The organism is Paludibacterium sp. (genome assembly GCF_019232825.1).
Classification (GTDB): Bacteria; Pseudomonadota; Gammaproteobacteria; order Burkholderiales; family Chromobacteriaceae; genus Paludibacterium.
On the sequence record NZ_JAFAND010000073.1, the window covers coordinates 1 to 21,366 of the forward strand.

The 21,366-nt window shown below is 60.2% G+C and carries 20 protein-coding genes and 1 other RNA gene; 16 read left to right on the top strand and 5 right to left on the bottom strand.

Going from position 1 to position 21,366, the window contains the following annotated elements:
• The 11 genes from JOZ06_RS09370 to JOZ06_RS09420 all read left to right on the top strand — a co-directional run.
• On the top strand, nucleotides 1-1,955 hold a 1,955-nt coding region (locus tag JOZ06_RS09370; protein WP_293231735.1), incomplete at its 5' end, for a TonB-dependent receptor.
• A 47-nt stretch (nucleotides 1,956-2,002) separates the two neighbouring features.
• The gene (locus tag JOZ06_RS09375; RefSeq protein ID WP_293231737.1) at nucleotides 2,003-2,887 is read left to right on the top strand and encodes a cobalamin-binding protein; all 885 of its coding nucleotides are present in this window, start codon (nucleotides 2,003-2,005) and stop codon (nucleotides 2,885-2,887) included.
• Nucleotides 2,888-2,908: 21 nt separating this feature from the next.
• Complete coding sequence (locus JOZ06_RS09380; protein ID WP_293231739.1) at nucleotides 2,909-3,115, top strand: hypothetical protein; 207 nt, start codon at nucleotides 2,909-2,911, stop codon at nucleotides 3,113-3,115.
• Nucleotides 3,112-3,426, top strand: coding sequence for a cell division protein ZapA (locus JOZ06_RS09385; RefSeq protein WP_293231741.1), 315 nt, complete (start codon nucleotides 3,112-3,114; stop codon nucleotides 3,424-3,426). Before JOZ06_RS09380 ends, JOZ06_RS09385 begins: the two co-directional genes overlap by 4 nt.
• A 25-nt stretch (nucleotides 3,427-3,451) precedes the next feature.
• Nucleotides 3,452-3,635, top strand: a non-coding RNA gene (ssrS, locus tag JOZ06_RS09390) — 6S RNA.
• A 38-nt stretch (nucleotides 3,636-3,673) separates the two neighbouring features.
• Nucleotides 3,674-4,324 carry a 5-formyltetrahydrofolate cyclo-ligase gene (locus tag JOZ06_RS09395; protein ID WP_293231743.1) on the top strand — a complete coding sequence of 217 codons (651 nt, stop codon included), beginning with the start codon at nucleotides 3,674-3,676 and terminating at the stop codon, nucleotides 4,322-4,324.
• A 28-nt stretch (nucleotides 4,325-4,352) separates the two neighbouring features.
• Complete coding sequence (gene pip, locus JOZ06_RS09400) at nucleotides 4,353-5,306, top strand: prolyl aminopeptidase (RefSeq protein WP_293231745.1); 954 nt, start codon at nucleotides 4,353-4,355, stop codon at nucleotides 5,304-5,306.
• A gap of 130 nt (nucleotides 5,307-5,436) precedes the next feature.
• Nucleotides 5,437-8,031 carry a leucine--tRNA ligase gene (gene leuS, locus JOZ06_RS09405; RefSeq protein WP_293231747.1) on the top strand — a complete coding sequence of 865 codons (2,595 nt, stop codon included), beginning with the start codon at nucleotides 5,437-5,439 and terminating at the stop codon, nucleotides 8,029-8,031.
• A gap of 51 nt (nucleotides 8,032-8,082) precedes the next feature.
• The gene (lptE, locus tag JOZ06_RS09410) at nucleotides 8,083-8,649 is read left to right on the top strand and encodes an LPS assembly lipoprotein LptE (RefSeq protein ID WP_293231749.1); all 567 of its coding nucleotides are present in this window, start codon (nucleotides 8,083-8,085) and stop codon (nucleotides 8,647-8,649) included.
• Nucleotides 8,630-9,634 (top strand): DNA polymerase III subunit delta, encoded by a 1,005-nt coding sequence (gene holA / locus JOZ06_RS09415; protein WP_293231751.1) that lies wholly within the window; start codon nucleotides 8,630-8,632, stop codon nucleotides 9,632-9,634. The genes lptE and holA overlap by 20 nt, the downstream gene beginning before the upstream one ends.
• Nucleotides 9,635-9,854: 220 nt before the next feature.
• Entirely contained in the window at nucleotides 9,855-10,133 is a 279-nt protein-coding gene (locus tag JOZ06_RS09420; protein ID WP_293231753.1) for a hypothetical protein, read from the top strand.
• Between the two features lie 5 nt (nucleotides 10,134-10,138).
• Here JOZ06_RS09420 and JOZ06_RS09425 read toward each other — a convergent pair whose 3' ends face one another.
• The 5 genes from JOZ06_RS09425 to JOZ06_RS09445 form a co-directional block, all read right to left on the bottom strand.
• Nucleotides 10,139-10,774: a lytic transglycosylase domain-containing protein gene (locus JOZ06_RS09425; RefSeq protein ID WP_293231754.1), complete on the bottom strand. Its 636-nt coding sequence runs from the start codon at nucleotides 10,772-10,774 to the stop codon at nucleotides 10,139-10,141.
• 83 nt (nucleotides 10,775-10,857) lie between these two features.
• Nucleotides 10,858-11,328, bottom strand: a complete 471-nt coding sequence (gene rlmH / locus JOZ06_RS09430; protein WP_293231756.1) for a 23S rRNA (pseudouridine(1915)-N(3))-methyltransferase RlmH — start codon at nucleotides 11,326-11,328, stop codon at nucleotides 10,858-10,860.
• 39 nt (nucleotides 11,329-11,367) lie between these two features.
• Nucleotides 11,368-11,736 carry a ribosome silencing factor gene (gene rsfS, locus JOZ06_RS09435; RefSeq protein ID WP_293231758.1) on the bottom strand — a complete coding sequence of 123 codons (369 nt, stop codon included), beginning with the start codon at nucleotides 11,734-11,736 and terminating at the stop codon, nucleotides 11,368-11,370.
• A 57-nt stretch (nucleotides 11,737-11,793) separates the two neighbouring features.
• Nucleotides 11,794-12,456 carry a nicotinate-nucleotide adenylyltransferase gene (gene nadD / locus JOZ06_RS09440; RefSeq protein WP_293231760.1) on the bottom strand — a complete coding sequence of 221 codons (663 nt, stop codon included), beginning with the start codon at nucleotides 12,454-12,456 and terminating at the stop codon, nucleotides 11,794-11,796.
• A gap of 2 nt (nucleotides 12,457-12,458) precedes the next feature.
• Nucleotides 12,459-13,031, bottom strand: a complete 573-nt coding sequence (locus JOZ06_RS09445) for a carbonic anhydrase (protein ID WP_293231762.1) — start codon at nucleotides 13,029-13,031, stop codon at nucleotides 12,459-12,461.
• 316 nt (nucleotides 13,032-13,347) lie between these two features.
• Between JOZ06_RS09445 and JOZ06_RS09450 the strand changes: the two genes are divergently transcribed.
• From JOZ06_RS09450 to lpdA, 5 genes are all read left to right on the top strand, one after another.
• A complete protein-coding gene (locus tag JOZ06_RS09450; RefSeq protein WP_293231764.1) occupies nucleotides 13,348-13,695 on the top strand; it encodes a metalloregulator ArsR/SmtB family transcription factor in 348 nt (115 codons plus the stop codon).
• Nucleotides 13,696-13,770: 75 nt separating this feature from the next.
• Nucleotides 13,771-15,228: a M48 family metalloprotease gene (locus JOZ06_RS09455; RefSeq protein ID WP_293231766.1), complete on the top strand. Its 1,458-nt coding sequence runs from the start codon at nucleotides 13,771-13,773 to the stop codon at nucleotides 15,226-15,228.
• 263 nt (nucleotides 15,229-15,491) lie between these two features.
• The gene (aceE, locus tag JOZ06_RS09460; protein WP_293231768.1) at nucleotides 15,492-18,155 is read left to right on the top strand and encodes a pyruvate dehydrogenase (acetyl-transferring), homodimeric type; all 2,664 of its coding nucleotides are present in this window, start codon (nucleotides 15,492-15,494) and stop codon (nucleotides 18,153-18,155) included.
• Between the two features lie 58 nt (nucleotides 18,156-18,213).
• Nucleotides 18,214-19,512, top strand: coding sequence for a dihydrolipoyllysine-residue acetyltransferase (gene aceF, locus JOZ06_RS09465; RefSeq protein ID WP_293231770.1), 1,299 nt, complete (start codon nucleotides 18,214-18,216; stop codon nucleotides 19,510-19,512).
• Nucleotides 19,513-19,526: 14 nt separating this feature from the next.
• On the top strand, nucleotides 19,527-21,287 hold the full coding sequence (gene lpdA / locus JOZ06_RS09470; RefSeq protein ID WP_293231772.1) for a dihydrolipoyl dehydrogenase: 1,761 nt from the start codon (nucleotides 19,527-19,529) through the stop codon (nucleotides 21,285-21,287).
• Nucleotides 21,288-21,366: the final 79 nt, after the last annotated feature.

Below are 21,366 nucleotides of genomic sequence, written 5' to 3' on the forward strand. Positions count from 1 at the left end.
TCGCTGGCGTGGCGCTGGCGGAAGACCTTCCCGTATTCGACGGTGGCGACGTGGTGGTGACCGCCAGCGGCGTGCCGCAGGCGCGTGGCGTGGCGCCGGTGAGCGTCAGCGTGATCACCGCGCAGGATATTGCGCAGAGTAGTGCAACCTCCGTTGTTGACGTCTTGGCCACTGTTGGCGGCGTGCATTTGATCAATCAAGGCGGCGCTGAGCCTGCCGTTGATTTGCGTGGCTTTGGCATGACGGGTGTGAGTAACACGCTTGTCTTGGTTGATGGAATACGGCAGAACACTAATGATCAGTCTACCCCCATTATTTCTAATATCCCGCTTGCGCAAATTGAGCGGATTGAAATCGTACGCGGTAGTGGCGTGGTGCAATATGGGGAAGGTGCAACAGGAGGTGTGATCAACATCATCACTAAGTCCTCGATGCCCAGCAAGTCGTCCGCATCGCTCACGCAGACGGTGGGTAATGAGCGGTTGCGACAGACGGATGGCAACTTTGTCCTAGCCGGTGATGAGATGAGCTTGGATGCTTTTGGCCATGCAAAAAGTGATGACGGATTCATGCGCAACTCTGGTCTACGGAGTCAGAGTGGCGGCGTTGGGTTAAACCTGAAGCTTGATCAATCGTTAGTGCGTGTATACGCACGCTCCAGTAACGAGAGTTATGGCTTACCCGGCATGCTTGAAATCGATCCTGTAGCAGGGATTAATGAATTTCAAGCGCATCCTGACTACGGTCAAACTTACTATGCGTCGCCATACCAAACTGGCACGCAAAGACTAGATGAAGTGGGTGCCCGGTTGTCTCAGTCGCTAGGGGCTGGCAAGTTATATATTGATCTGTCGACGCGGACTAAATATACGTTGACCAGCGATGCTTCCTATGGCTCGGTAGATAACCGAAAAGTCAATGAAGATTCCGGCCAGATTCGTTACGCGCTACCCTTTGGAAATGGGCATCAAATCGTCACCGGCGTGGATTGGCGAAATGCGCAATCGAGTGATGACAACAATTACTATGGCCCCTCGATCAGCACTTTTGCTAACGGTGAGCAACGTCGGTTCGGCGTATTTTCCGAAGCTCAGTTCAATGTATGGCAAGGCGGGCAGCTGAATATCGGCGGCCGCACACAGCGGATCGATGATGATTTGCAATGCCTGTCCTCAGCCAATTGCTATAGTTTTGGGTTACATAGGGAGTTGCATGCTTGGCAACTTGGCATGCGCCAGGCGTTAATCTCGTCTTGGAGCGGCTATGCGAAATTAAGCCAAAGCTTTCGTACGCCAAATAGTGACGACCTGATCAGAACAAACGGCGGCTTACAACCTCAACTATCGCATGAGCAGGAGCTGGGGATTGAGTGGCAACGAGAGAGCGCCAATTTCCGTGCTGCAGTGTTCCGCTCAGATGTAGTCAATGAAATCCATTTCATGCCGTATCTTGGCCCTGTTGGTACGAATATCAACTTGGATAGAACCCAACATCAAGGCATGGAGCTGGAGGGAGCGTTGAATGTACAACGCAATCTACGCGTACATGCAAATCTCACTTGGCAGCGGGCGACATTCCAAGACGGAAATTACGGTGGCAAGTCTGTTTCCGGAAACGAGATTCCTCAGGTACCTTCGCTTCTTGCCAACGTTGGTTTGTATTGGAGTATCCAGGAGAACACTAAAGCTAGCATCGACGTGAACTATGTCGGCCAGCAAAGGTTGGATAATGACCAGGCAAATCAGTTTTGGACCGAGATGGCGGGATATACCCTTGTCAATACCAAATTGACCCGCGAGCTCTCGAAACAAGTGTCTATGTCCCTGGCAGTTAACAATTTGTTCGATCGTCGCTATATCGCCTATGGCGTCATCGATTCGAGTGGCCAGCCGCTTTATACCGCGTATCCTGGAGATCCACGAACCTATCAAGCATCTGTCACTATGACGTTCTAACCCCCGATAACCCGACCGCGTCACTGCGGGCGGGTTATAACATCGATATGCACCTATTCCGTTTGCTGGGCGTGTTGAGCGCCCTTTGCCTGGCTATCGCGCCGGCGCGTGCCGATGTCACCGTGCGTGACGGCACCGGCGCGGCGGTGACGCTCGCACGGCCGGCCGCGCGCATCATCACGCTCGCGCCATCCACCACCGAGCTGGTTTATGCCGCCGGCGCCGGCGACCATATGGTCGGCACGGTGGCGTACAGCGACTATCCCGTGGCGGCCACACGCTTGCCGCATGTCGGCGATCTGATGGGGGTGAGCCTGGAGGCGGTGCTGCGTCTACGCCCCGATTTGGTCGTGGCCTGGAAAGACGGTAGCGCGCCGCAGTTGTTGCAACGCTTGCGTTCGGCCGGCGTGGCGGTCTTTGTCAGCCACCCGCTGCGGCTTGACGATATCGCGGGCGAGATATTGGCGCTGGGCAAGCTCAGCGCGACCGAGCCCGCGGCCAGCCGCGCGGCGGCCGCGTACCAAGCGCAGATTGCCGCATTGCGAGCGCACTATCATGGGCGGCCGGTCGTCTCGGTGTTTTATCAGATGAGCCCGGCGCCGTTGTTTACCGTCAGCGATGCGAGTTATCTCGGGGCCGTGCTGCAACTGTGCGGCGGCCGTAATCTGTTCGGCGCCCTGAGCGCGCCCGCGCCGCAAGTCAGTCGCGAGGCGGTCATTGCCGGCCGGCCTCAGGTGATGCTGGCGGCTTCGACGCGAGAGTTGGCGGTCTGGGATAGCTGGAAGAGTATTCCGGCGGTGGCGCAGGGCACACGCTACGCGGTGGATGTCGATTTGGCCAGCCGGCCAGGTCCACGGCTGGCGCTCGGCGCACAGGCCATTTGCGCCACGCTGGACCGTGCGCGGCAGGCGCTCGGTTTGACGCCTCGCTAACCGTTGGCTATGCTCGCCGCCATGGACAAAGAACTTGAATCGTTGGAAACCCGGGTGGCGGGGCTGATCACGCGTATCGGCGAGATGGGGTCGCAGAACGCCCGTCTGGCGGAAGCGCTGGCACAGGCCTTAAGGGAAAATGCCGATATGCATTTCCGCCTGGAAGAGACGCGTCAGCGTGTGGCAACGCTGATCGAACGGTTGCCAGGCGCCGAGGAGGACGCATGAGCGAGATCGTGCAAGTGGATGTGTCGTTGTTGGGGCGGCATTTTACCATCGGTACCGCGAGCGACGAGCGCGACACGCTGCTCGAAGCGGTACGTCTGCTGGAAGAGAAAATCGAGGCCATTCGCGGCCAGGGTAAGATCGTCGATGCCGATAAGATCGCGATCATGGCCGCGTTGAATATCGCTCACGACTTGCTAAAAACAAAAGTGGGGGAAGGCTTGGAGATGGCCGCCTTTCAACGTAGAATACGCAGTATGAGCGAGGCCGCTGATGCTGCCTTGCAAGAAAGCCAGCAGTCGCTGTTCGAGTGACCGCGCTTTCGACGAGTTTCCCGGTTACCCCCTGCGGTGTTCGTGACGGCTCAAAAATTCCTTTGAACCAATGCGTTCGCTTAGGTTGCTGGCAATGAGTAGCACTGGCGCGCCGCGTCCTTCGGGACGCGCCCAAATGTGCGAGGCAGGCGACCCCCTGGAAACAGGGTTCAAGCGAATTTAGCCAGAACGACACTCGCGGGGGCCTCTCTTTCGATCGTCCCCCTAGCGGATGATGGCCTCCATCATGACCCCCCCAACTGCGCTGCCGTTGTTCGATGACAAACTGGCGCTGCGTCGCGCGGTGCGCCGCGCGCGCGTGGCGCTGCCCGCGCTGGCCCGGCGCCGCGCCGAGGAAAAAATTGCCCGGTTCGCCGCGCGTTTCGTGCGGCGCGGCAAGCGGATCGGCGGCTACCTGGCTGCTGGGTCGGAGCTGGATATCGAGCGTCTGTTGAGCCGGGCGCTGCATCGCGGGGCCGAAGTCTACTTGCCGGTCATTCCCGAGCGCGGGCGGCGCCTGTGGTTCTCGCGTCTCGGTGCGGAAGACCGCTGGTACCGGCATCCCCGTTATGCCATCACCGAATATGCTGGACCGGTGTTACGCGCGGAGCGGCTGGACGTTCTGTTCGTGCCGCTCATGGCGGTGGATGATGACGGTTTTCGCCTTGGACAAGGGGGCGGTTTCTACGATACGACGCTGCATGCCGCCGGACGGCGGCGGCCCTTGTTGATCGGTGTCGCGTTCGACTGCCAGCGCGTGGCGCGCGTGCCGCGCGAGGCCTGGGATATACGGCTCGACTGGCTGGTGACCGAGTCGGGTGTTTTCCGATTTTCTTCCTGTACGCTGTCAGACGATTGCGCCAGAACTGTCATCTCCCGCACAATGCCGTCAGAATGATTTTCTGACCAGCCCGGGACGCCTTCTCATGCTTTATCCTGCCATCGCGCCGTACGCCAGCGGCATGCTGCGCCTTGACGAGCTGCATCAGATGTACTGGGAAACCTGCGGCCGGCCGGATGGCTTTCCCGTGCTGTACCTGCACGGCGGACCGGGCGACGGATGCGCGCCGATGTGCCGGCAGTTGTTCGATCCCGGCTTTTACCGCGCCGTGCTGTTCGATCAGCGAGGCAGTGGCCGTTCGGTGCCGCGTGGCGAGCTTTCCGCCAACCGGACCGATCTTCTGGTTCAGGATATCGAGCGTTTGCGCGAGATGCTGGGCATTGAGCGCTGGCTGGTGTTTGGCGGCTCCTGGGGCAGCACATTGGCGTTGGCCTATGCCCAAGCGCATCCCGAACGCGTTTGCGGCATGATCCTTCGCGGCATTTTCCTGGGCCGCCCTGGCGATATCGATTGGTTCCTGCACGGCATGGCTCGTTTCTTTCCCGATGCCTGGACGCGTTTTATCGCCCCGATCCCGGCCGACGAGCGGGGGGATTTGCTCTCGGCGTATTACCGGCGGCTGATTTCAAACGATCCAGCGGATTATCTGCCGGCTTGCCAAGCCTGGGGGGCTTGGGAGGCGAACTGCGTATCGCTTCTGCCGCGTGCCGATGCCGTTGAACGGGCTGCCAGTGCTTATCTGGCGCTACCGCTGGCTCGCATCGAGGCGCATTATTTCGTCAACCGGCTGTTTTTGCAGCCCGACCAGCTGTTGCAGGGCCTCGGCCGCATTGCCCATTTACCGGCATGTATCGTGCAAGGGCGCTACGATGTCATCTGCCCGCCGGAGGGCGCGTTCGCGCTGGCTGCGGGCTGGCCCAAAGCGGAGTTGTGCCTGGTGGAGGCCGCGGGGCATTCGATGTGGGAGCCCGCGGTGTTGGCTGCGTTGATGGATCGGCTGGAGCGCTTTAAGTTGTTTCTGACGCGTGTATCTGCATAAATCTGATCGAGTTTTTCGTCGTTGGATGACCATAACGTGACAAATCCTCGCCGCACGCTTCTGTGCTTCGGGCTTGCCCGGCTATAATCGTCGAATTGACTTTCAGGCAAAGAGTATTTCCGAGATCACCATGCAAGAACACTATACGCCACACGAGGTTGAAACCTCGGCACAACACGATTGGGCCAAAAACAAAGTCTTCCAAGCGATCGAGGACAGCACGCGCGAAAAATACTACTGCCTATCGATGTTCCCGTATCCGTCGGGCAAGCTGCACATGGGGCATGTGCGTAATTACACCATCGGCGACGTACTGTCGCGTTTTAAGCGCCTCAATGGTTTCAACGTGCTGCAGCCGATGGGTTGGGACGCCTTCGGCCTGCCGGCGGAAAACGCCGCGATGAAGAACAACGTGGCGCCGGCCGGTTGGACCTATTCCAACATCGATTACATGAAGCGCCAGCTCAAGAGCCTTGGACTTGCCATCGATTGGGACCGCGAGCTCGCGACCTGCAAGCCGGATTATTACCGCTGGGAGCAATGGCTGTTTACCCGCCTGTTCCAGAAAGGCGTGATCTACAAGAAGGCCGGCGTGGTCAATTGGGACCCGGTTGACCAGACCGTGCTGGCCAACGAGCAAGTGATCGACGGCCGCGGCTGGCGTTCCGGCGCGTTGGTGGAAAAGCGTGAAATCCCGATGTATTACTTCAAGATCACTCAGTATGCGGAAGAGCTGCTGAACGATCTGGACAAACTGACTGGTTGGCCTGAGCAGGTCAAAACCATGCAGCGTAATTGGATCGGCAAGAGCCGCGGCATGGAGGTCGCATTCCCCTATGGCGACGGCTCGGGCGAGTTGCTCAAGGTTTATACCACGCGGCCGGACACCCTGATGGGGGTCACCTATGTTGCCGTGGCTGCTGAGCATCCGCTGGCGACCCGCGCCGCGGCGGGCAATCCCGCGTTGGCCGAATTCGTTGCCGAGTGTAAGAAAGGCGGCGTGTCCGAAGCGGATCTGGCGACCCAGGTGAAGAAGGGCATGCCGACCGGTCTGACCGTCAAGCATCCGTTCACCGGCGCTGACGTGCCGGTCTGGGTCGGCAATTACGTGCTGTGGGGTTACGGCGAGGGCGCGGTCATGGCGGTGCCGGCGCATGACGAGCGCGATTTCGAGTTCGCCCACAAGTATGGCCTGCCGATCAAGACAGTGATTCGTCCCGCTGCCGGCGAGGCGCTGACCGAGCCGCTGGCGGCCGCTTATACCGAAACCGGCATCCTATGCCATTCCGGCGAGTTTGACGGATTGGATTACCAAGGCGCGTTCGAGCGCATGGCCGAAGTGCTGCAAGCCCAGGGGTTGGGGGCGCCGCGCACCCAGTATCGTTTGCGCGACTGGGGTATCAGCCGCCAGCGTTACTGGGGCTGTCCGATTCCGATCATCCACTGTCCGCATTGCGGCGACGTCCCGGTGCCGGAGGACCAGCTGCCGGTTGTGCTGCCGGAAAACGTGGTGCCGGACGGCGCCGGTTCGCCGCTGGCCAAGATGCCCGAGTTCTATCAAACCCGCTGCCCGAGCTGCGGCGGCGACGCGCGCCGCGAGACCGACACCATGGATACCTTTGTCGAGTCCAGCTGGTATTACGCGCGCTATGCCTCGCCCAACTGCGATACCGGCATGGTGGACAAGAAGGCCGCGGACTACTGGCTGTCGGTCGATCAGTATATCGGCGGCATCGAACACGCCATTCTGCATTTGCTGTATGCCCGCTTTTTCCACAAGCTGATGCGTGACGAGGGGTTGGTGTCGACTGACGAGCCATTCTCCAGTCTGTTGACCCAGGGTATGGTGGTGTGCGAAACCTTCTATCGCGATGTCGAGGGTGGGCACAAGGATTGGATCGCACCGGTGGATGTGATCATCGAACGCGATGCGAAAGGCCGGATCGTCAAGGCCACGCATCGCGCCGACGGCCTACCGGTTCAGATCGGCGGCATCGAAAAGATGTCCAAATCGAAGAATAACGGCGTGGACCCGCAGGATCTGATCGAGAAATACGGCGCGGATACGGCGCGTTTGTTCATGATGTTCGCGGCCCCGCCGGATCAGTCGCTGGAATGGTCCGATGCCGGCGTTGAAGGCGCGAACCGTTTCCTGCGCCGCTTGTGGAAAACCGCCTATGAGCATGTCAGCCAGGGGGTGACGGCTCGTTATCAGGGCGGCGCACTGTCTGATGCCCTCAAGTCGCTGCGCTTCAAGCTTCATGCCACGGTGCAGAAGGTGACCGATGACTATGGCCGCCGCCAGCAGTTCAACACGGCAATTGCCGCGGTAATGGAACTCCTTAACGCGTACGACAAGACCGACACCACGGGCGATGCCGGCCGTGCCGTGGCGCAGGAGGTGATGGAGTCCGCCGTGATTTTGCTCTCGCCGATCGTGCCGCATATCACCGAAGCGCTGTGGTCCGAGCTGGTGCCGGGCTCGCGCCTGCTCGATCAGGCGTGGGTCAAGGTGGACGAAGCCGCGTTGGTGAAGAGCGAGGTCGAACTGATGGTGCAGGTCAACGGTAAATTGCGCGGCAGCGTGGTGGTGGCCGCCGATGCCGCCAAGGACGCCATTGAGCAGGCCGCGCTGGCGAACGCCAACGTACAGAAATTCATGGAAGGCAAGCCGCCCAAGAAGGTCATCGTAGTGCCTGGGCGCCTGGTGAATATCGTCGTGTAACTCTCCGTCGGGCAGGTTTCACCTGCCCGGCCAAGCCAAAGGTTCGACCGCATGACCCGACTATTGACGACCCTGTCCGCTCTTTTGCTCGCCATGACGCTGGCTGCCTGCGGGTTTCACTTGCGTGGCCTGGATTCGACGCCACGCGCGTTCCCGTTTAGCCGGCTGTATATCGATTCGACGCAGCCAGCGGCGCAACAGGTGGCTGCAGCGCTGAAGGCATACCCGCAGTTGACCATACTGGATTCGGCCAACGGTGCGGACGCCGTGCTGCGTATCACCGGGGAGGGCCGGAACAAGGAAGTCTCCGACATCGATCGCAGCGGTCAGGCCAACGAGTACCGGCTCAATTACAGCCTGACCGCCCAACTGTGGGTCAATGGCGCCCAGGCCGGCCGGGATATTGTGTTGCGTCAGTCCCGTACCATGACCTATAGCGATTCGGTGGTGCTGGGTAAGGACCAGGAAGAGACGCTGTTGTGGAACGACATGACGCGCACGGCCGCGCAGCTCTTGGTTTTCCGCCTGTCCAGTCAACGAATGATTCAGGATGCCGCGTCGGCGGCTGCGGGCGTCGTGCCCGATTCAAAGGCCAACGATGCCGGCCATCAGCCCTGATGCCTTGGCCGGCGCGCTCGCGCGCGGCCCTTTGGCGCCACTGTATCTGATCCATGGGGAAGAGGCGCTGGTGGCCTTGGAGGCGGCGGATTTGATTCGCGCCGCCGCACGGCAGCAGGCGTATCTTGAGCGTGAAGTACTCACCGTCGAGGCCGGTTTCGATTGGTCGTCGCTGATCGACGCCATGAGCAGCGTGTCGCTGTTTGCTTCGCGCAAGGTGTTGGAAATCCGTATTCCCAGCGGTCGGCCTGGCGTCGAGGGGGCGGAAGCGCTCACCCGCTTGGCCGAACATCCGCCGGAGGATACCGTGACGCTGGTGCTGTTGCCCAAGATGGAGCGTCAGCAGCAAGGGAAATGGTTCCAAGCGCTGGAGAAGGCGGCGATGGTTCTGCATGCGGCGCCTATCGACAGGCAGGCGCTGCCGGGCTGGATCAACCGTCGATTGCAGGCGCAAGGTCTATCGATGTCCGCCGAGGCGCTGACGTTTTTTGTCGACCGGGTGGAAGGCAATTTGTTGGCCGCGCGTCAGGAGGTCGACAAGCTGGGATTGCTCTACCCCCAAGGCGAGCTGACGCTGGAGATGCTGCGCGATTTGGTCGCCAATGTGGCGCGATTCGATGTGTTCCATCTATCGGAGTCTTGGTTGGAGGGCGATGCGGCGCGTGCGCTGCGCATGTTGGAGGGGCTGGAGGCGGAAGGCGAAGCGCCGGTATTGGTGTTGTGGTCGTTCAGCGAAGATGTGCGCATGCTGTTGCGATTGCGCCAGGGGCTCAAAGAAGGGCGTCAAGTGCGCGACCTATCGCGTGAATTGCGTTTGTGGGGCAATAAGCAAAGGCTGGCCGAACCGGCTTTGCGGCGCATCGGCGCGCGTCGGCTGATGCAGGCCCTGGAGACCTGCGCGCGGGTGGATCGTCAGATCAAAGGCGTGGAACAGGGAGAGCCTTGGCGGACGCTGAAGGTGTTGGCCCATCAGCTCTCGTGCTGAGCACTGGCGAGGATGATTCCCACCCACCGGTAGGGAAAGGTATAGCAAAAACCCGAGAGCATCGGGTTTTTTTTATTTTTATTATCATATATGACGTTGTATTAAATCGGCTTGCGGGAAATTCAGAGTCTCCCTAGACTGTGTAGCGTTTAATTTAAAAACATATAAGTGATGTTTATATATCGTTTGCAAAGAACCTACACCGATCAGGAGACTGACCATGACGTCATTCGTTAGTGGCGAAAACCGAGTGCGTAGCAAAGTGGTGCTCATGGAAAGCATCCACCAGGTATTGGACATATTGTTGGACGCGGAAGAGCCGCGCGTGGTGCACTGGGATGGGCGTATTTTGCGCATGCACAAACTCACCTCGCGCAAGGCGCGGCAGATATTTCACTCCCCACAGTCGTTTCCCGGCTTGTTAGGCGTCTACGATCACAATGCGCATTACCGCGATTTGGCTGATCCGTTGGGTGAGATGTTGGGTATTCACCTTTGACCGGCTCACCAACGTTCCGCTCTGGCGGGCGCATCGCCGCTGAAAATGACCACGTGGCGCGCCGAATCCGATGCCGCAGCGTTGCTCGACGCGGCTCTGTAGCGACGCAGTACGTTGGCCACGTAGCCGGCCGTTTCGGGGTAGGGCGGTATGCGGTTGCCGAAGCGGGCCACGGCGCCTTCGCCGGCGTTATAAGCGGCCAGCGTGAGTGGAAGGTCGCCGCCGAACCGACGATAGAGCCACGCCAGGTAGCGGGTGCCGGCGTTGAGGTTGTCCACGGGATCTTCCAGCCGGCCGGCACCAAAGCGACGGCCCGTCTGCGGCATGAGCTGCATGAGTCCGATCGCGCCCTTGGCGGAGCGTGCCTCTGCATCGTACCCGGACTCCACTTGGATCAATGCGTGCAACAGCCCTGGATCGATGCCGAATCGTGCGGCGGTTTGATCGATGAGTTCCTGCAACGGCTTTGCCGCCGGCGAGAAGCGCGCTAAAGGCGCCAGTGGCTGGTCCAGCGGATCCTGGGCCAGGTTGGACAAATGCAGCACACCACGCGCGTCAGTGAAGCCGAGCAGGGCATCGCACGACCCGTTCGGCGCGGCGATCGCAATAAGCGCGGCGGCAAGAAGCGGCGGCATGCGCATGAGCGTTGTTCCGATGGGGAAAACGGCATGCTAATCATCCGCCGCGAGAGAGGCCAGCACAGCCGGTCATCCGGCCAGGCGTGTCATTCGCGGTGGTAGGGGTGGTTGTTCAGAATGCTGACAGCGCGGTAGAGCTGCTCGACCAGCAGTACGCGAACCATGCCGTGCGGCATCGTCAATGCAGACAGTTGCAGCAGAATATCGGCTTGCGCCTTCAATGCGGGCGAAAGACCGTCCGCACCGCCGATGATGAAACACAGGTCACTGCCATCCTGTTGCCAATGCTGCATTTGCTGGGCGAGTTGCTGCGTGGTCCAGTTCTTGCCTCGCTCGTCCAGCACGACCAGAACTGCACGAGGAGGAATCGCCGCCAACAGTCTGGCATGCTCGGCGGCGATGCCTTTATCCGCGGTGACGCCGCCGCCCCGCTTTTCCGGTTTGATTTCCTTCAGTTCCAGGCCGATGTCTCGCCCGAAACGCTTAGCGTAATCGGAAAAGGCTTCATCCACCCAACGGGGCATCTTCGTGCCCACGGCCAGAATCGTTATTCGCATGGTGCGGATGTCTGTACTAGCAAGGCTGCATTCAACGGCTTAAAGCACTTTCCAGGGCTTGGCGCCGACAGGGACGAACGAAGGTTTCTCGCCGCCCCACAATGCTTCGATATCGTAATAATCGCGTACGGCAGGCAGCATGACGTGGACAACGACATCGCCGGCATCGACCAGCACCCATTCGCCGAACTCTTCGCCTTCGGTGCCGATGATGTCGACGCCTGCTTCTTTGAGTTTGACGCTGACGCTGTTGGCCAGTGCTTTGACTTGTCGGTTGGAGTCGCCCGTGCAGACGATGAGATGCTGAAACAACGACGTTAGATCACGCGTGTCCAGCTCGATGATGTCTTTGCCCTTGACGTCTTCCAGGGCATCCACCGCAACTTTAACGATTTCCGAGATTTCCATGAGTCCCTTCCAGAAAGGCCCGATGCATCGTCTTAGGATGCATCTATCATTATTGAGTCATTCCGCGCCCTGGCCGGACATTGGCCGGTAGAGCCCGTGAGTTTGAATATAGGAGGCGACCGCCGGAGGCACCAGATGGGAAATGGACTGGTGCTTGCCGACAGCGTCGCGCACGGCGCTGGCTGATATATCCATGGGCGGCAACGTAAGGCGCAGGATTGTACCAGAGGCGGCGTCGTTTTGGGCGTGCGGCCTCAGCCGCGCAGACCATGCTTCCTTCACGGGGGACGGTAGTTCGAGCGCGTCGATGCCGGGGCGCATGGCCACCGCCAGGTGCGCCAGCGAAAAAAGCGATTGCCAGTGCCGCCAGGTATCCAGCTGCCGCAGCGAATCGCCCCCGATCAAGAACCATAGCGGGATGTCCGGGCCGATTTCCGCTCGGATCTCGGCCAATGTGTCCGCGGTGAAGGAGGCGCCGGCGCGCCGCAGTTCCCGATCGTCCACCCGCATGCCAGGCATAGCCGCGATGCCGAGCGCGACCATTTTCAAGCGGTCTTGAGCGCTCGCGGCCACTCCTCCCCGGTGATAAGGCGCGCCTGCCGGCACCAGCCTCAGCTCGGTCAGACCGGCCTCGGACTGGAATGCCTGAGCCATGCGCAGGTGAGCCGCGTGAAAGGGATCGAACGTGCCGCCAAATATCCCGACAACACGCTTGGGCATGATCAGGATTCCGCCCCGGGCCTACCGTCGACGACCAGCTTAAGGGCGCCGGTTTCGGGATGGATGACCAAACCATGGACCGGAATGTCGCGCGGTACCAGCGGATGCTGGCGGATGACGCCGACCGTGTGGCGGACGCTGTCCTCGACATTGGTGAAGCCGCGCAGCCAATTATCCAGGTCGATGCCCGCCGCGCGCAGCGTTTCGATGGTTTGCGGACTGACGCCGCGCGCCATTGCCGATTCGAGCACGTTGGCCGGATTGATCGCGTTCATGCCGCAATCCATGTGCGCCACCACGCAGACTTCATCGACGCGCAACTGGTAGATCCCGACAATGATGCTGCGCATCACGGAACCCCAAGGGTGCGTCACCAACGCACCGGCGTTTTTGATCAGTTTGGCGTCGCCGTTTCTCAAGCCCATGGCCTTGGGCAACAGCTCAACCAGCCTTGCGTCCATACAGGCGAGCACCAACAGATTCTTGTCGGGAAACTTATCCGTTTTGAACTGTTCGTATTCGCGATTGTCAACAAAGATTCGATTATGTTCGAGCATGGCGCCCAGCACGCTCATGGGTATGTCTCCTTAACAGGCTGCCTAGAGTGACCTGTCCTTTTGGATAGGCATCGGCGAGGCGGATTTCGATTGCGCTGATAGTAACGCGAGAAACGGCACAAGGCTACGCCTCTATTTTCAAATCAGCGGATGAGAGGGCGGGCCATATCATTTGGCCAGTGGCGAGCGAAGGGTATGAACTCATTCACTAGGATGTTGTCATTGTATGGAGCCGGTCAATGATCGCACAAGCGTTTTTACCGGTGTGTTCACCAAGACCGCTAAACCAACAAGATCCCCTCATCACACGCACCTGGCGCGAAGGAAATATGTCATGGACTTGTCTGAACTAAAGAAAAATGCCGCCAAGGCGACTTCCCTACTGAAAAGCCTAGCCAACGAAGACCGTTTGCTGCTGCTGTGTCAGCTGGTGTCGGGGGAAAAGGCGGTCTCGGAATTGGAGAGGTTGACCGGTATTCGCCAGCCGACACTGTCGCAGCAGTTAGGCGTGTTGCGAAACGAAGGCCTGGTAACGACCCGGCGCGATGGCAAATGGATTTTTTACAGCGTGGCCAGCCGTGAAGCGATGTCGCTGCTGTCGACCTTGCAGTCCCTCTATAGCGCTGAGAACCTCCGACGTCATGATGCGCCGGAGCGCAAGGAGTTGGTGCGGACCCTGTAAGCATCGAAGGCGCCAGAGCGATTTTCTCCATCGATTTGCGTGCAATGCGCTGGGTATGCGGAATATCATATCTGGATGAAAAAGACGCTCCTGCTCACGACGCTTTCCTTGTGCCTGCTGTTGGACGCAGGCGTCGTTCTTGCTGATCTGCCAGACTTGGGCGATGTTTCCCAGGCCTCCATGTCTCTCGCGGATGAGGCACGCATCGGACGCAATGCCATGCGCGAACTGCGGCAGCAAGACGCGATCAGTGACGATCCCGAACTCGACACCTATATCAATACTATCGGCGCTCGTCTGGCAGCGGGCGCGGTGGGTTCTGGCCTCCGCTTCACGTTTTTCGTCGTCGATGACGGCGCCATCAACGCCTTTGCCATGCCGGGTGGCTATGTGGGTGTCAACAAGGGGCTGATCTTGGCTACCCAGAGCGAAGGCGAACTCGCTTCGGTGCTCGGCCATGAGATGGCGCACGTCACACAGCACCATATAGCACGCATGCAGGCCAACGCGCTGCCTAATCAGCTCACGTTATTGGCAACCTTGGTGGCTGCCGCGCTAGCAACGCGCAGTCACAATTCGGACGCTGTTTTCGGTACGCTCAACGCGGGCGTCGGTCTGACGGTGGCCAACCAATTGTCGTTCTCACGCGATTACGAGCGCGAGGCCGACCGTGTCGGCATGCAATACCTCACCGCCGCCGGTTTCGACGCGCGGGACATGCCAAGTTTCTTCCAGCGTCTGCAACAAGGCGAACATCTCAATGGTGGCGAGGCCTTCGCGTTTTTGCGTACGCACCCGGTGACCGTGGAGCGGATCAGCGAGGCGCAAAACCGGGCATTGAACTCCCCGGTGCGCATGCGCGCCAGCAGCACCGATTATTTGCTGGTGCGGGAAAAGATCCGCAATCAGTTGTTGACGCCGGCGGATGCCGTCAAGTTCTATCAAACGGCGTTGGCCAATCGCCAATTTCTCAGCGAAGGGGCTCAGTGGTACGGCTTGGCGCTGGCACATCAGCGCCAGCACGATCTGGCCGGGGCGGGGAAAGCCTTGGCACGGGCGCGTCAATTGCTTCCGCCCAGTGCGATGCTGTACGGCCTTGAGGCCTCGATCACGCGGGACGGGAAAAACAATGAAGCCGCACTGGCCGTCTACCAGGCAGGTCTCTCCCGCTTTAACGGCAACCGCCCGTTGGCGGATGCGGAGATTGATCTCCTGATCCAGATGGGAATGCGCGCGCAGGCTTTGCAAGCCATTCGCGAGCTGCTGCAGCGCGTACCGGGCGACCCGGTCTTGTACCGATTGCAATCGCGCCTGTTCGCCGATCGCGACATGCTGCGCTATCACGCGGCCCTGGGCAACGCGCTGTATTTCGAGCAGCAGTATGAGGCGGCGCTGGAGCAATATCATTTGGCTGAGCAAGCCCCGGGCGACGATTTCTTCTTGCGCTCCGAGATCGAGGCCCGCACGCGCGAGCTGGAAAAAATCGTCGCCGAGAACAAGCGGGATTCCACTGAGACGGGCGTCATGCAATAGCAAAAATGCAACATGCTGCGCCGCGGCAATTGTCAAAATGCTATTGGGTTGGAGCCAAAACACTAGAAGGCTATTCCAAAACGAACATCGTTCGTTTTAAACTGCTCTGTACTCGCCTAATTTTTTCTAAAACGAAAAATATAACCAAAAACGAAAAAAATAGACTGCAAACAACCGGTAATGTTCGCTATTGAACATTCCGCGGTGGGAAGAACCAGGTCGGCGCCTCTGGCCGGCCGCACAAATGATGAGGATGTATGAAAATGGCTGAGAGCATGCCGCAAGACATTGATCCTTTGGAAACCCAAGAGTGGCTGCAGGCGCTGGAGTCCGTCCTGAACGCCGAAGGCGCCGATCGCGCGCACTTTCTGCTGGAGAGCATGGTTGAGCGGACCCGCGAGCGCGGAGGCCACCTGCCGTTCCATTTGACCACCGGCTACCAAAACAGTATTCCGGTCGGTAAAGAAGTCAAATCCCCTGGCGATTACGAGATGGAAAACCGTCTCTGCTCGATCAACCGCTGGAATGCCGTGGCGATGGTGCTGCGGGCCGGCAAGAAGGAGCTTGAGCTCGGTGGACATATTGCCAGCTTCCAGTCGTCCGCCACGCTTTACGACGTCGGCTTGAACCACTTCTGGCGCGCTGCCAATGAAGAGCAGGACGGCGATCTGGTGTATTTCCAGGGTCATATCGCGCCGGGTATTTACGCCCGAGCCTTCATGGAAGGCCGGCTCAGCGAAGGCGATCTCGATAATTTCCGCCAGGAAGTGGATGGAAAAGGCCTGTCGTCCTATCCGCACCCCTGGCTGCAACCGCATTTTTGGCAATTCCCGACGGTTTCCATGGGGCTCGGCCCATTGATGGCCATCTATCAGGCCCGTTTCCTCAAGTATCTGGAAAGCCGCGGCTTGGCGCGCACGCCTGGACGCAAGGTGTGGTGTTTCTGTGGCGACGGTGAAATGGATGAACCGGAATCGCTCGGCGCCATTAGCCTGGCGTCGCGCGAAGGCCTGGACAACCTGATTTTCGTCGTTAACTGCAACCTGCAGCGTCTGGACGGCCCGGTGCGCGGCAACGGCAAGATCATCCAGGAACTCGAGGGCGAATTCCGCGGCGCCGGCTGGAACGTGCTCAAGGTCATCTGGGGCAGCCGCTGGGATCCGTTGCTGGCCATGGATTCCAAGGGATTGCTCAAGCAGCGCATGGACGAGTGCGTCGATGGCGACTATCAGACCTTCAAATCCAAGGATGGCGCTTACGTGCGCGAGCACTTCTTCGGCAAGTATCCGGAGTTGCGCGCCATGGTCGCCAACATGTCCGATGACGAAATTTGGGCACTGAACCGCGGCGGCCATGACCCGCATAAGGTTTACGCGGCGTACCACGAGGCCGTCAACAACGCCGGCGGCCGCCCGACCGTGATTTTGGCCAAGACCATCAAGGGTTACGGCATGGGCGCGGCCGGCGAGGCGCAGAACATCGCGCACCAGGCGAAGAAGATGGATATCGACTCGATCCGCCGTCTGCGCGATCGCCTTGGCATCCCGGTCACCGACGAGCAACTGGCCGAGGTTCCGTACTACAAGCCGGCGGACGACAGCCCGGAAATGCGCTATCTGCAGGAGCGCCGCGCCGCGCTCGGCGGCTATCTGCCGAGCCGCAAGCCGGTGACCGCGCCGCTGACCATTCCGGGTCTGCATCTGTTCGACGCCTTGCTGAAGGACTCCGGTGAGCGTGAATTCTCTACCACCATGGCGTATGTGCGCATGCTGGGTTCCCTGCTCAAGGATAAGAACATCGGCAAGCAGATCGTGCCGATCGTACCGGATGAGTCGCGTACCTTCGGTATGGAAGGCATGTTCCGTCAATATGGCATCTGGTCGTCGATGGGGCAGAATTACGTGCCGCAAGACCAAGATCAGCTGATGTTCTACAAGGAATCCAAGGACGGTCAGATTCTGCAGGAAGGTATCAACGAACCGGGCGCCATGTCGTCCTGGGTTGCCGCGGCGACGAGTTACGCCAACAACGGCATTCCGATGATCCCGTTCTACATTTATTACTCGATGTTCGGTTTCCAGCGTGTCGGCGATCTGGCCTGGGCCGCCGGCGACATGCGCGCCCGCGGTTTTCTGCTTGGCGGCACGGCCGGCCGTACCACGCTTAACGGCGAAGGGTTGCAGCACGAGGATGGCCATAGCCACATTCAGGCCGGCTTGATTCCCAATTGCCTCAGCTACGATCCGACCTTCGCCTTCGAGTTGGCGGTGATTCTGCAAGATGGCCTGCGCCGCATGTACGTCGATCAGGAGGACGTGTTCTATTACATCACCCTGATGAACGAAAACTACGCTCATCCGGAAATGCCGGCTGGCGCCGAAGAAGGCATCCTCAAGGGGCTGTATCTGCTGCGCGACGGCGGCGATGCCGGCGTCAAGGTGCAATTGATGGGGTCCGGCACGATTCTGCGCGAAGTCATGGCCGCAGCCGACCTGCTGAAGAACGATTTTGGCGTTGCCGCCGACATTTGGAGCGCGACCTCGTTCAATCTGCTGCATCGCGACGGCATGGCCGTCGAGCGCTGGAACATGCTGCACCCAAGCGAGCAGGCTCGTGTGCCGTACGTTGCCGAACAGCTGGCCGGTCGCGGTGGCCCGGTGATTGCCGCCACCGACTATATCCGCAACTACGCTGAGCAGATTCGTGCTTACGTGCCGGGACGCTATACCGTTTTGGGCACCGATGGCTTCGGCCGTTCGGATTCGCGTCAGCAGTTACGCAAGTTCTTCGAAGTGGATCGCTATCACGTGGCCGTCGCCGCGCTGACCGCCCTGGCACAAGAGGGCAAGATCGAGCGAGCCCGCGTGGCCGAGGCCATCGCCCGCTACGGCATCGACGCCGACAAGCCGGCGCCGTGGACCGTATAAGCCCATCGAAGAACACGATGCCGGGCCTAGGCCCGGCATCCCACGTGGAACCAGACAAATGAGCAATCTGATCGATCTGAAAGTACCGGATATCGGCGGCCATAACGGCGTCGACGTTATCGAGGTTTTTATCCAGCCGGGGCAGCGCATCGAAGTCGACGACTCCCTGCTGACGCTGGAAACCGATAAGGCCACGATGGAAGTGCCGGCGAGCCACGCCGGTGTGGTCAAGGAAGTGTTGATTCAAGTCGGCGCCAAGGTGTCCGAAGGCGATGTGATCGCCCGTGTCGAGGCGGTGGGGACGGTTGGCGCGACCACGCCGGCGCCGGTCGCCGCACCGACGCCCACTGCGGCTCCCGCGCCGGCGCCTGTTCCAGTGGCAGCGACGGTTGCCGCCCCGGTTGCCGCAGTGGCCCTGCCGGATGAGGGCAATGTCGACCAGGCGCACGCAGGTCCGTCGGCCCGCCGCCTTGCGCGCCAATTGGGCGTCGATCTGACCAAGGTCAAGGGCTCCGGCCGTAAGGGGCGCATTGTCGAAGAGGATATCAAGGCGTACGTCAAAGGCATCATGGAAGGTGGCGTCGCCGCCGCAGCGCCGACGGCGACCGGCGGCAGTGGTGTCGGACTGGACCTGTTGCCGTGGCCCAAAGTCGATTTCGCCAAGTTCGGCCCGATCGATACCCAGCCGCTGATGCGCATCAAGAAAATCTCCGGCGCCAACTTGGCGCGCAACTGGGTGATGATTCCGCACGTGACCCAGTTCGACGAGGCCGACATCACCGAGATGGAAGCGTTCCGCAAGAGTATGGGCGAGGAGCTCAAGGCCGATGGCGTGAAGCTGACCCCGCTCGCTTTCCTGATCAAGGCTTGTGTCGCCGCGCTGAAGAAATTCCCCGAGTTCAATGCCTCGCTCGACGGCGATAATTTGGTGCTCAAGCAGTACTACCATATCGGCTTTGCCGCAGACACCCCCAATGGCCTGGTGGTGCCGGTCATCCGCGATGCAGACAAGAAGAGTCTGATCGAGTTGGCGCAGGAGTCGGCGCTGCTTGCCAAGAAGGCGCGCGAGGGCAAACTGACCCCGAACGACATGCAAGGCGGCTGCTTCAGCATCTCGAGTCTGGGCGGCATTGGCGGCACGGCCTTCACGCCGATCATCAACGCGCCGGAAGTGGCAATCCTCGGCGTGTCCAAGTCGGCCATCAAGCCGGTATATAACGGAAAGGAATTCCAGCCGCGCTTGATGTTGCCGCTGTCGCTTTCCTATGATCATCGCGTGATCGACGGCGCGTCCGCCGCACGCTTTACCAGCTTCCTCGCGCAGTCCATGGCGGACATTCGCCGCCTGATGCTGTAAGGGGGGACTAGACCATGAGCAAAATCGTTGAATTGAAAGTCCCTGATATCGGCGGCCATAGCGGCGTCGATATCATTGAAATCTTCGTCAAGCCCGGCGATGCCATCGCCGTCGAGGACGCCCTGCTGACTTTGGAAACCGATAAGGCCACGATGGATGTGCCTGCCGCCGAGGCGGGCGTGATCAAGGAAGTGCTGGTTCAAGTCGGCGGCAAGGTGTCCGAGGGCGACGTCATCGCCCGGCTGGAGGTCGTCGACGCTGGCGGCGTGGCTTCGGCGCATACGCAAACCGGCGAGACGCCGGTTGAGGCGCCGGTGGCGCAGACGCATAGCGGCAGTGCCGACATCGAATGCGACGTGCTGGTGTTGGGGGGCGGCCCTGGCGGTTATTCCGCCGCCTTCCGCGCCGCCGACCTCGGCTTGAAGACGGTGGTGGTCGAGCGTTTCCCCACGCTCGGCGGCGTCTGTCTCAATGTCGGCTGCATCCCGTCCAAGGCGTTGTTGCACAATGCCGAACTGATGGACGAAGTGATGGAATTGGCGGCCAACGGCATCAAGTTCGCCAAACCGGAAATCGATATTGACGCCTTGCGCGGCTTCAAACAAAAGGTGGTCGGCAAGCTGACCGGCGGCCTGGCCGGCATGGCCAAGGCGCGCAAGGTCGAGATCGTGCGTGGTGTCGGCGCATTCGTCGACCCGTACCATCTGTCGGTCGCGCTGACCGACGGGCCGGGTAAGGCCGTCTCCGGCGAGAAGAAGGTCGTGCGCTTCAAGCAGGCGATCATCGCCGCCGGCTCGCGCGTGGTGAAATTGCCGTTCATTCCCGAAGATCCGCGCATCATCGATTCCACGGGCGCGCTGGAGCTCGCCGATGTGCCGCAGAAAATGCTGATTATCGGTGGCGGCATTATCGGCCTGGAAATGGGTACGGTGTATTCGTCGCTCGGTACCCGGCTCGATGTGGTCGAAATGATGGATGGCTTGATGCAGGGCGCGGACCGCGATCTGGTGCGCGTCTGGCAGAAGATGAACAGTCATCGTTTCGACAACGTCATGCTCAAGACCAAGACCGTGGCGGTCGAACCGCGCGAAGACGGCATCTGGGTCACCTTCGAGGGGGAAAACGCTCCCGCCGGGCCGCAACGTTACGACAAGGTGCTGGTGGCCGCCGGCCGCGCGCCCAACGGCAAGCTGATCGGCGCCGAAAACGCGGGCGTGATCGTGACCGAGCGCGGTTTCATCCCCGTCGATAAGCAGATGCGCACCAACGTGCCGCACATCTTCGCCATCGGCGATCTGGTCGGCCAGCCGATGCTGGCGCACAAAGCCGTGCACGAAGCGCACGTTGCCGCTGAAGTCATTGCCGGTCACAAGGCCTTCTTCGACGCGCGCGTCATTCCGGGCGTGGCCTACACCAATCCGGAAGTGGCTTGGGTCGGTATGACCGAGGAAGAGGCCGGCAAGGAAGGCATCAAGATCGGCAAATCGGTGTTCCCGTGGGCCGCCTCCGGCCGCGCCATCGCCAACGGCCAGGAAGAGGGCTTTACCAAGCTGCTCTTCGACGCCGAGACGCATCGCATCATCGGCGGCGGGATCGTCGGCGCCCATGCCGGCGATATGATCGGCGAGATCTGCCTCGCCATCGAGATGGGCTGCGATCCGGAAGACATCGGCAAGACCATCCACCCGCACCCGACATTGGGGGAATCGATCGGCATGTCCGCCGAGGTCTTCGGCGGGGTCTGCACCGACCTGCCGCCGCAACGCAAGAAGTAACGGCGTCTCAGAACCCGCTGAGCCCATAACGGGTTCTGAGGGTCCCTAACGCCCGGCTGGCTCGGCGCATGCCGTGTCA

Bases quoted from the DNA above. Each gene is read 5' to 3' on its own strand.
- JOZ06_RS09375 (WP_293231737.1), top strand. From the start codon at position 2,003: ATGCACCTATTCCGTTTGCTGGGCGTGTTGAGCGCCCTTTGCCTGGCT.
- JOZ06_RS09380 (WP_293231739.1), top strand. From the start codon at position 2,909: ATGGACAAAGAACTTGAATCGTTGGAAACCCGGGTGGCGGGGCTGATC.
- JOZ06_RS09385 (WP_293231741.1), top strand. From the start codon at position 3,112: ATGAGCGAGATCGTGCAAGTGGATGTGTCGTTGTTGGGGCGGCATTTT.
- JOZ06_RS09395 (WP_293231743.1), top strand. From the start codon at position 3,674: ATGACCCCCCCAACTGCGCTGCCGTTGTTCGATGACAAACTGGCGCTG.
- pip (WP_293231745.1), top strand. From the start codon at position 4,353: ATGCTTTATCCTGCCATCGCGCCGTACGCCAGCGGCATGCTGCGCCTT.
- leuS (WP_293231747.1), top strand. From the start codon at position 5,437: ATGCAAGAACACTATACGCCACACGAGGTTGAAACCTCGGCACAACAC.
- lptE (WP_293231749.1), top strand. From the start codon at position 8,083: ATGACCCGACTATTGACGACCCTGTCCGCTCTTTTGCTCGCCATGACG.
- holA (WP_293231751.1), top strand. From the start codon at position 8,630: ATGCCGGCCATCAGCCCTGATGCCTTGGCCGGCGCGCTCGCGCGCGGC.
- JOZ06_RS09420 (WP_293231753.1), top strand. From the start codon at position 9,855: ATGACGTCATTCGTTAGTGGCGAAAACCGAGTGCGTAGCAAAGTGGTG.
- JOZ06_RS09425 (WP_293231754.1), bottom strand. From the start codon at position 10,774: ATGCGCATGCCGCCGCTTCTTGCCGCCGCGCTTATTGCGATCGCCGCG.
- rlmH (WP_293231756.1), bottom strand. From the start codon at position 11,328: ATGCGAATAACGATTCTGGCCGTGGGCACGAAGATGCCCCGTTGGGTG.
- rsfS (WP_293231758.1), bottom strand. From the start codon at position 11,736: ATGGAAATCTCGGAAATCGTTAAAGTTGCGGTGGATGCCCTGGAAGAC.
- nadD (WP_293231760.1), bottom strand. From the start codon at position 12,456: ATGCCCAAGCGTGTTGTCGGGATATTTGGCGGCACGTTCGATCCCTTT.
- JOZ06_RS09445 (WP_293231762.1), bottom strand. From the start codon at position 13,031: ATGAGCGTGCTGGGCGCCATGCTCGAACATAATCGAATCTTTGTTGAC.
- JOZ06_RS09450 (WP_293231764.1), top strand. From the start codon at position 13,348: ATGGACTTGTCTGAACTAAAGAAAAATGCCGCCAAGGCGACTTCCCTA.
- JOZ06_RS09455 (WP_293231766.1), top strand. From the start codon at position 13,771: ATGAAAAAGACGCTCCTGCTCACGACGCTTTCCTTGTGCCTGCTGTTG.
- aceE (WP_293231768.1), top strand. From the start codon at position 15,492: ATGGCTGAGAGCATGCCGCAAGACATTGATCCTTTGGAAACCCAAGAG.
- aceF (WP_293231770.1), top strand. From the start codon at position 18,214: ATGAGCAATCTGATCGATCTGAAAGTACCGGATATCGGCGGCCATAAC.
- lpdA (WP_293231772.1), top strand. From the start codon at position 19,527: ATGAGCAAAATCGTTGAATTGAAAGTCCCTGATATCGGCGGCCATAGC.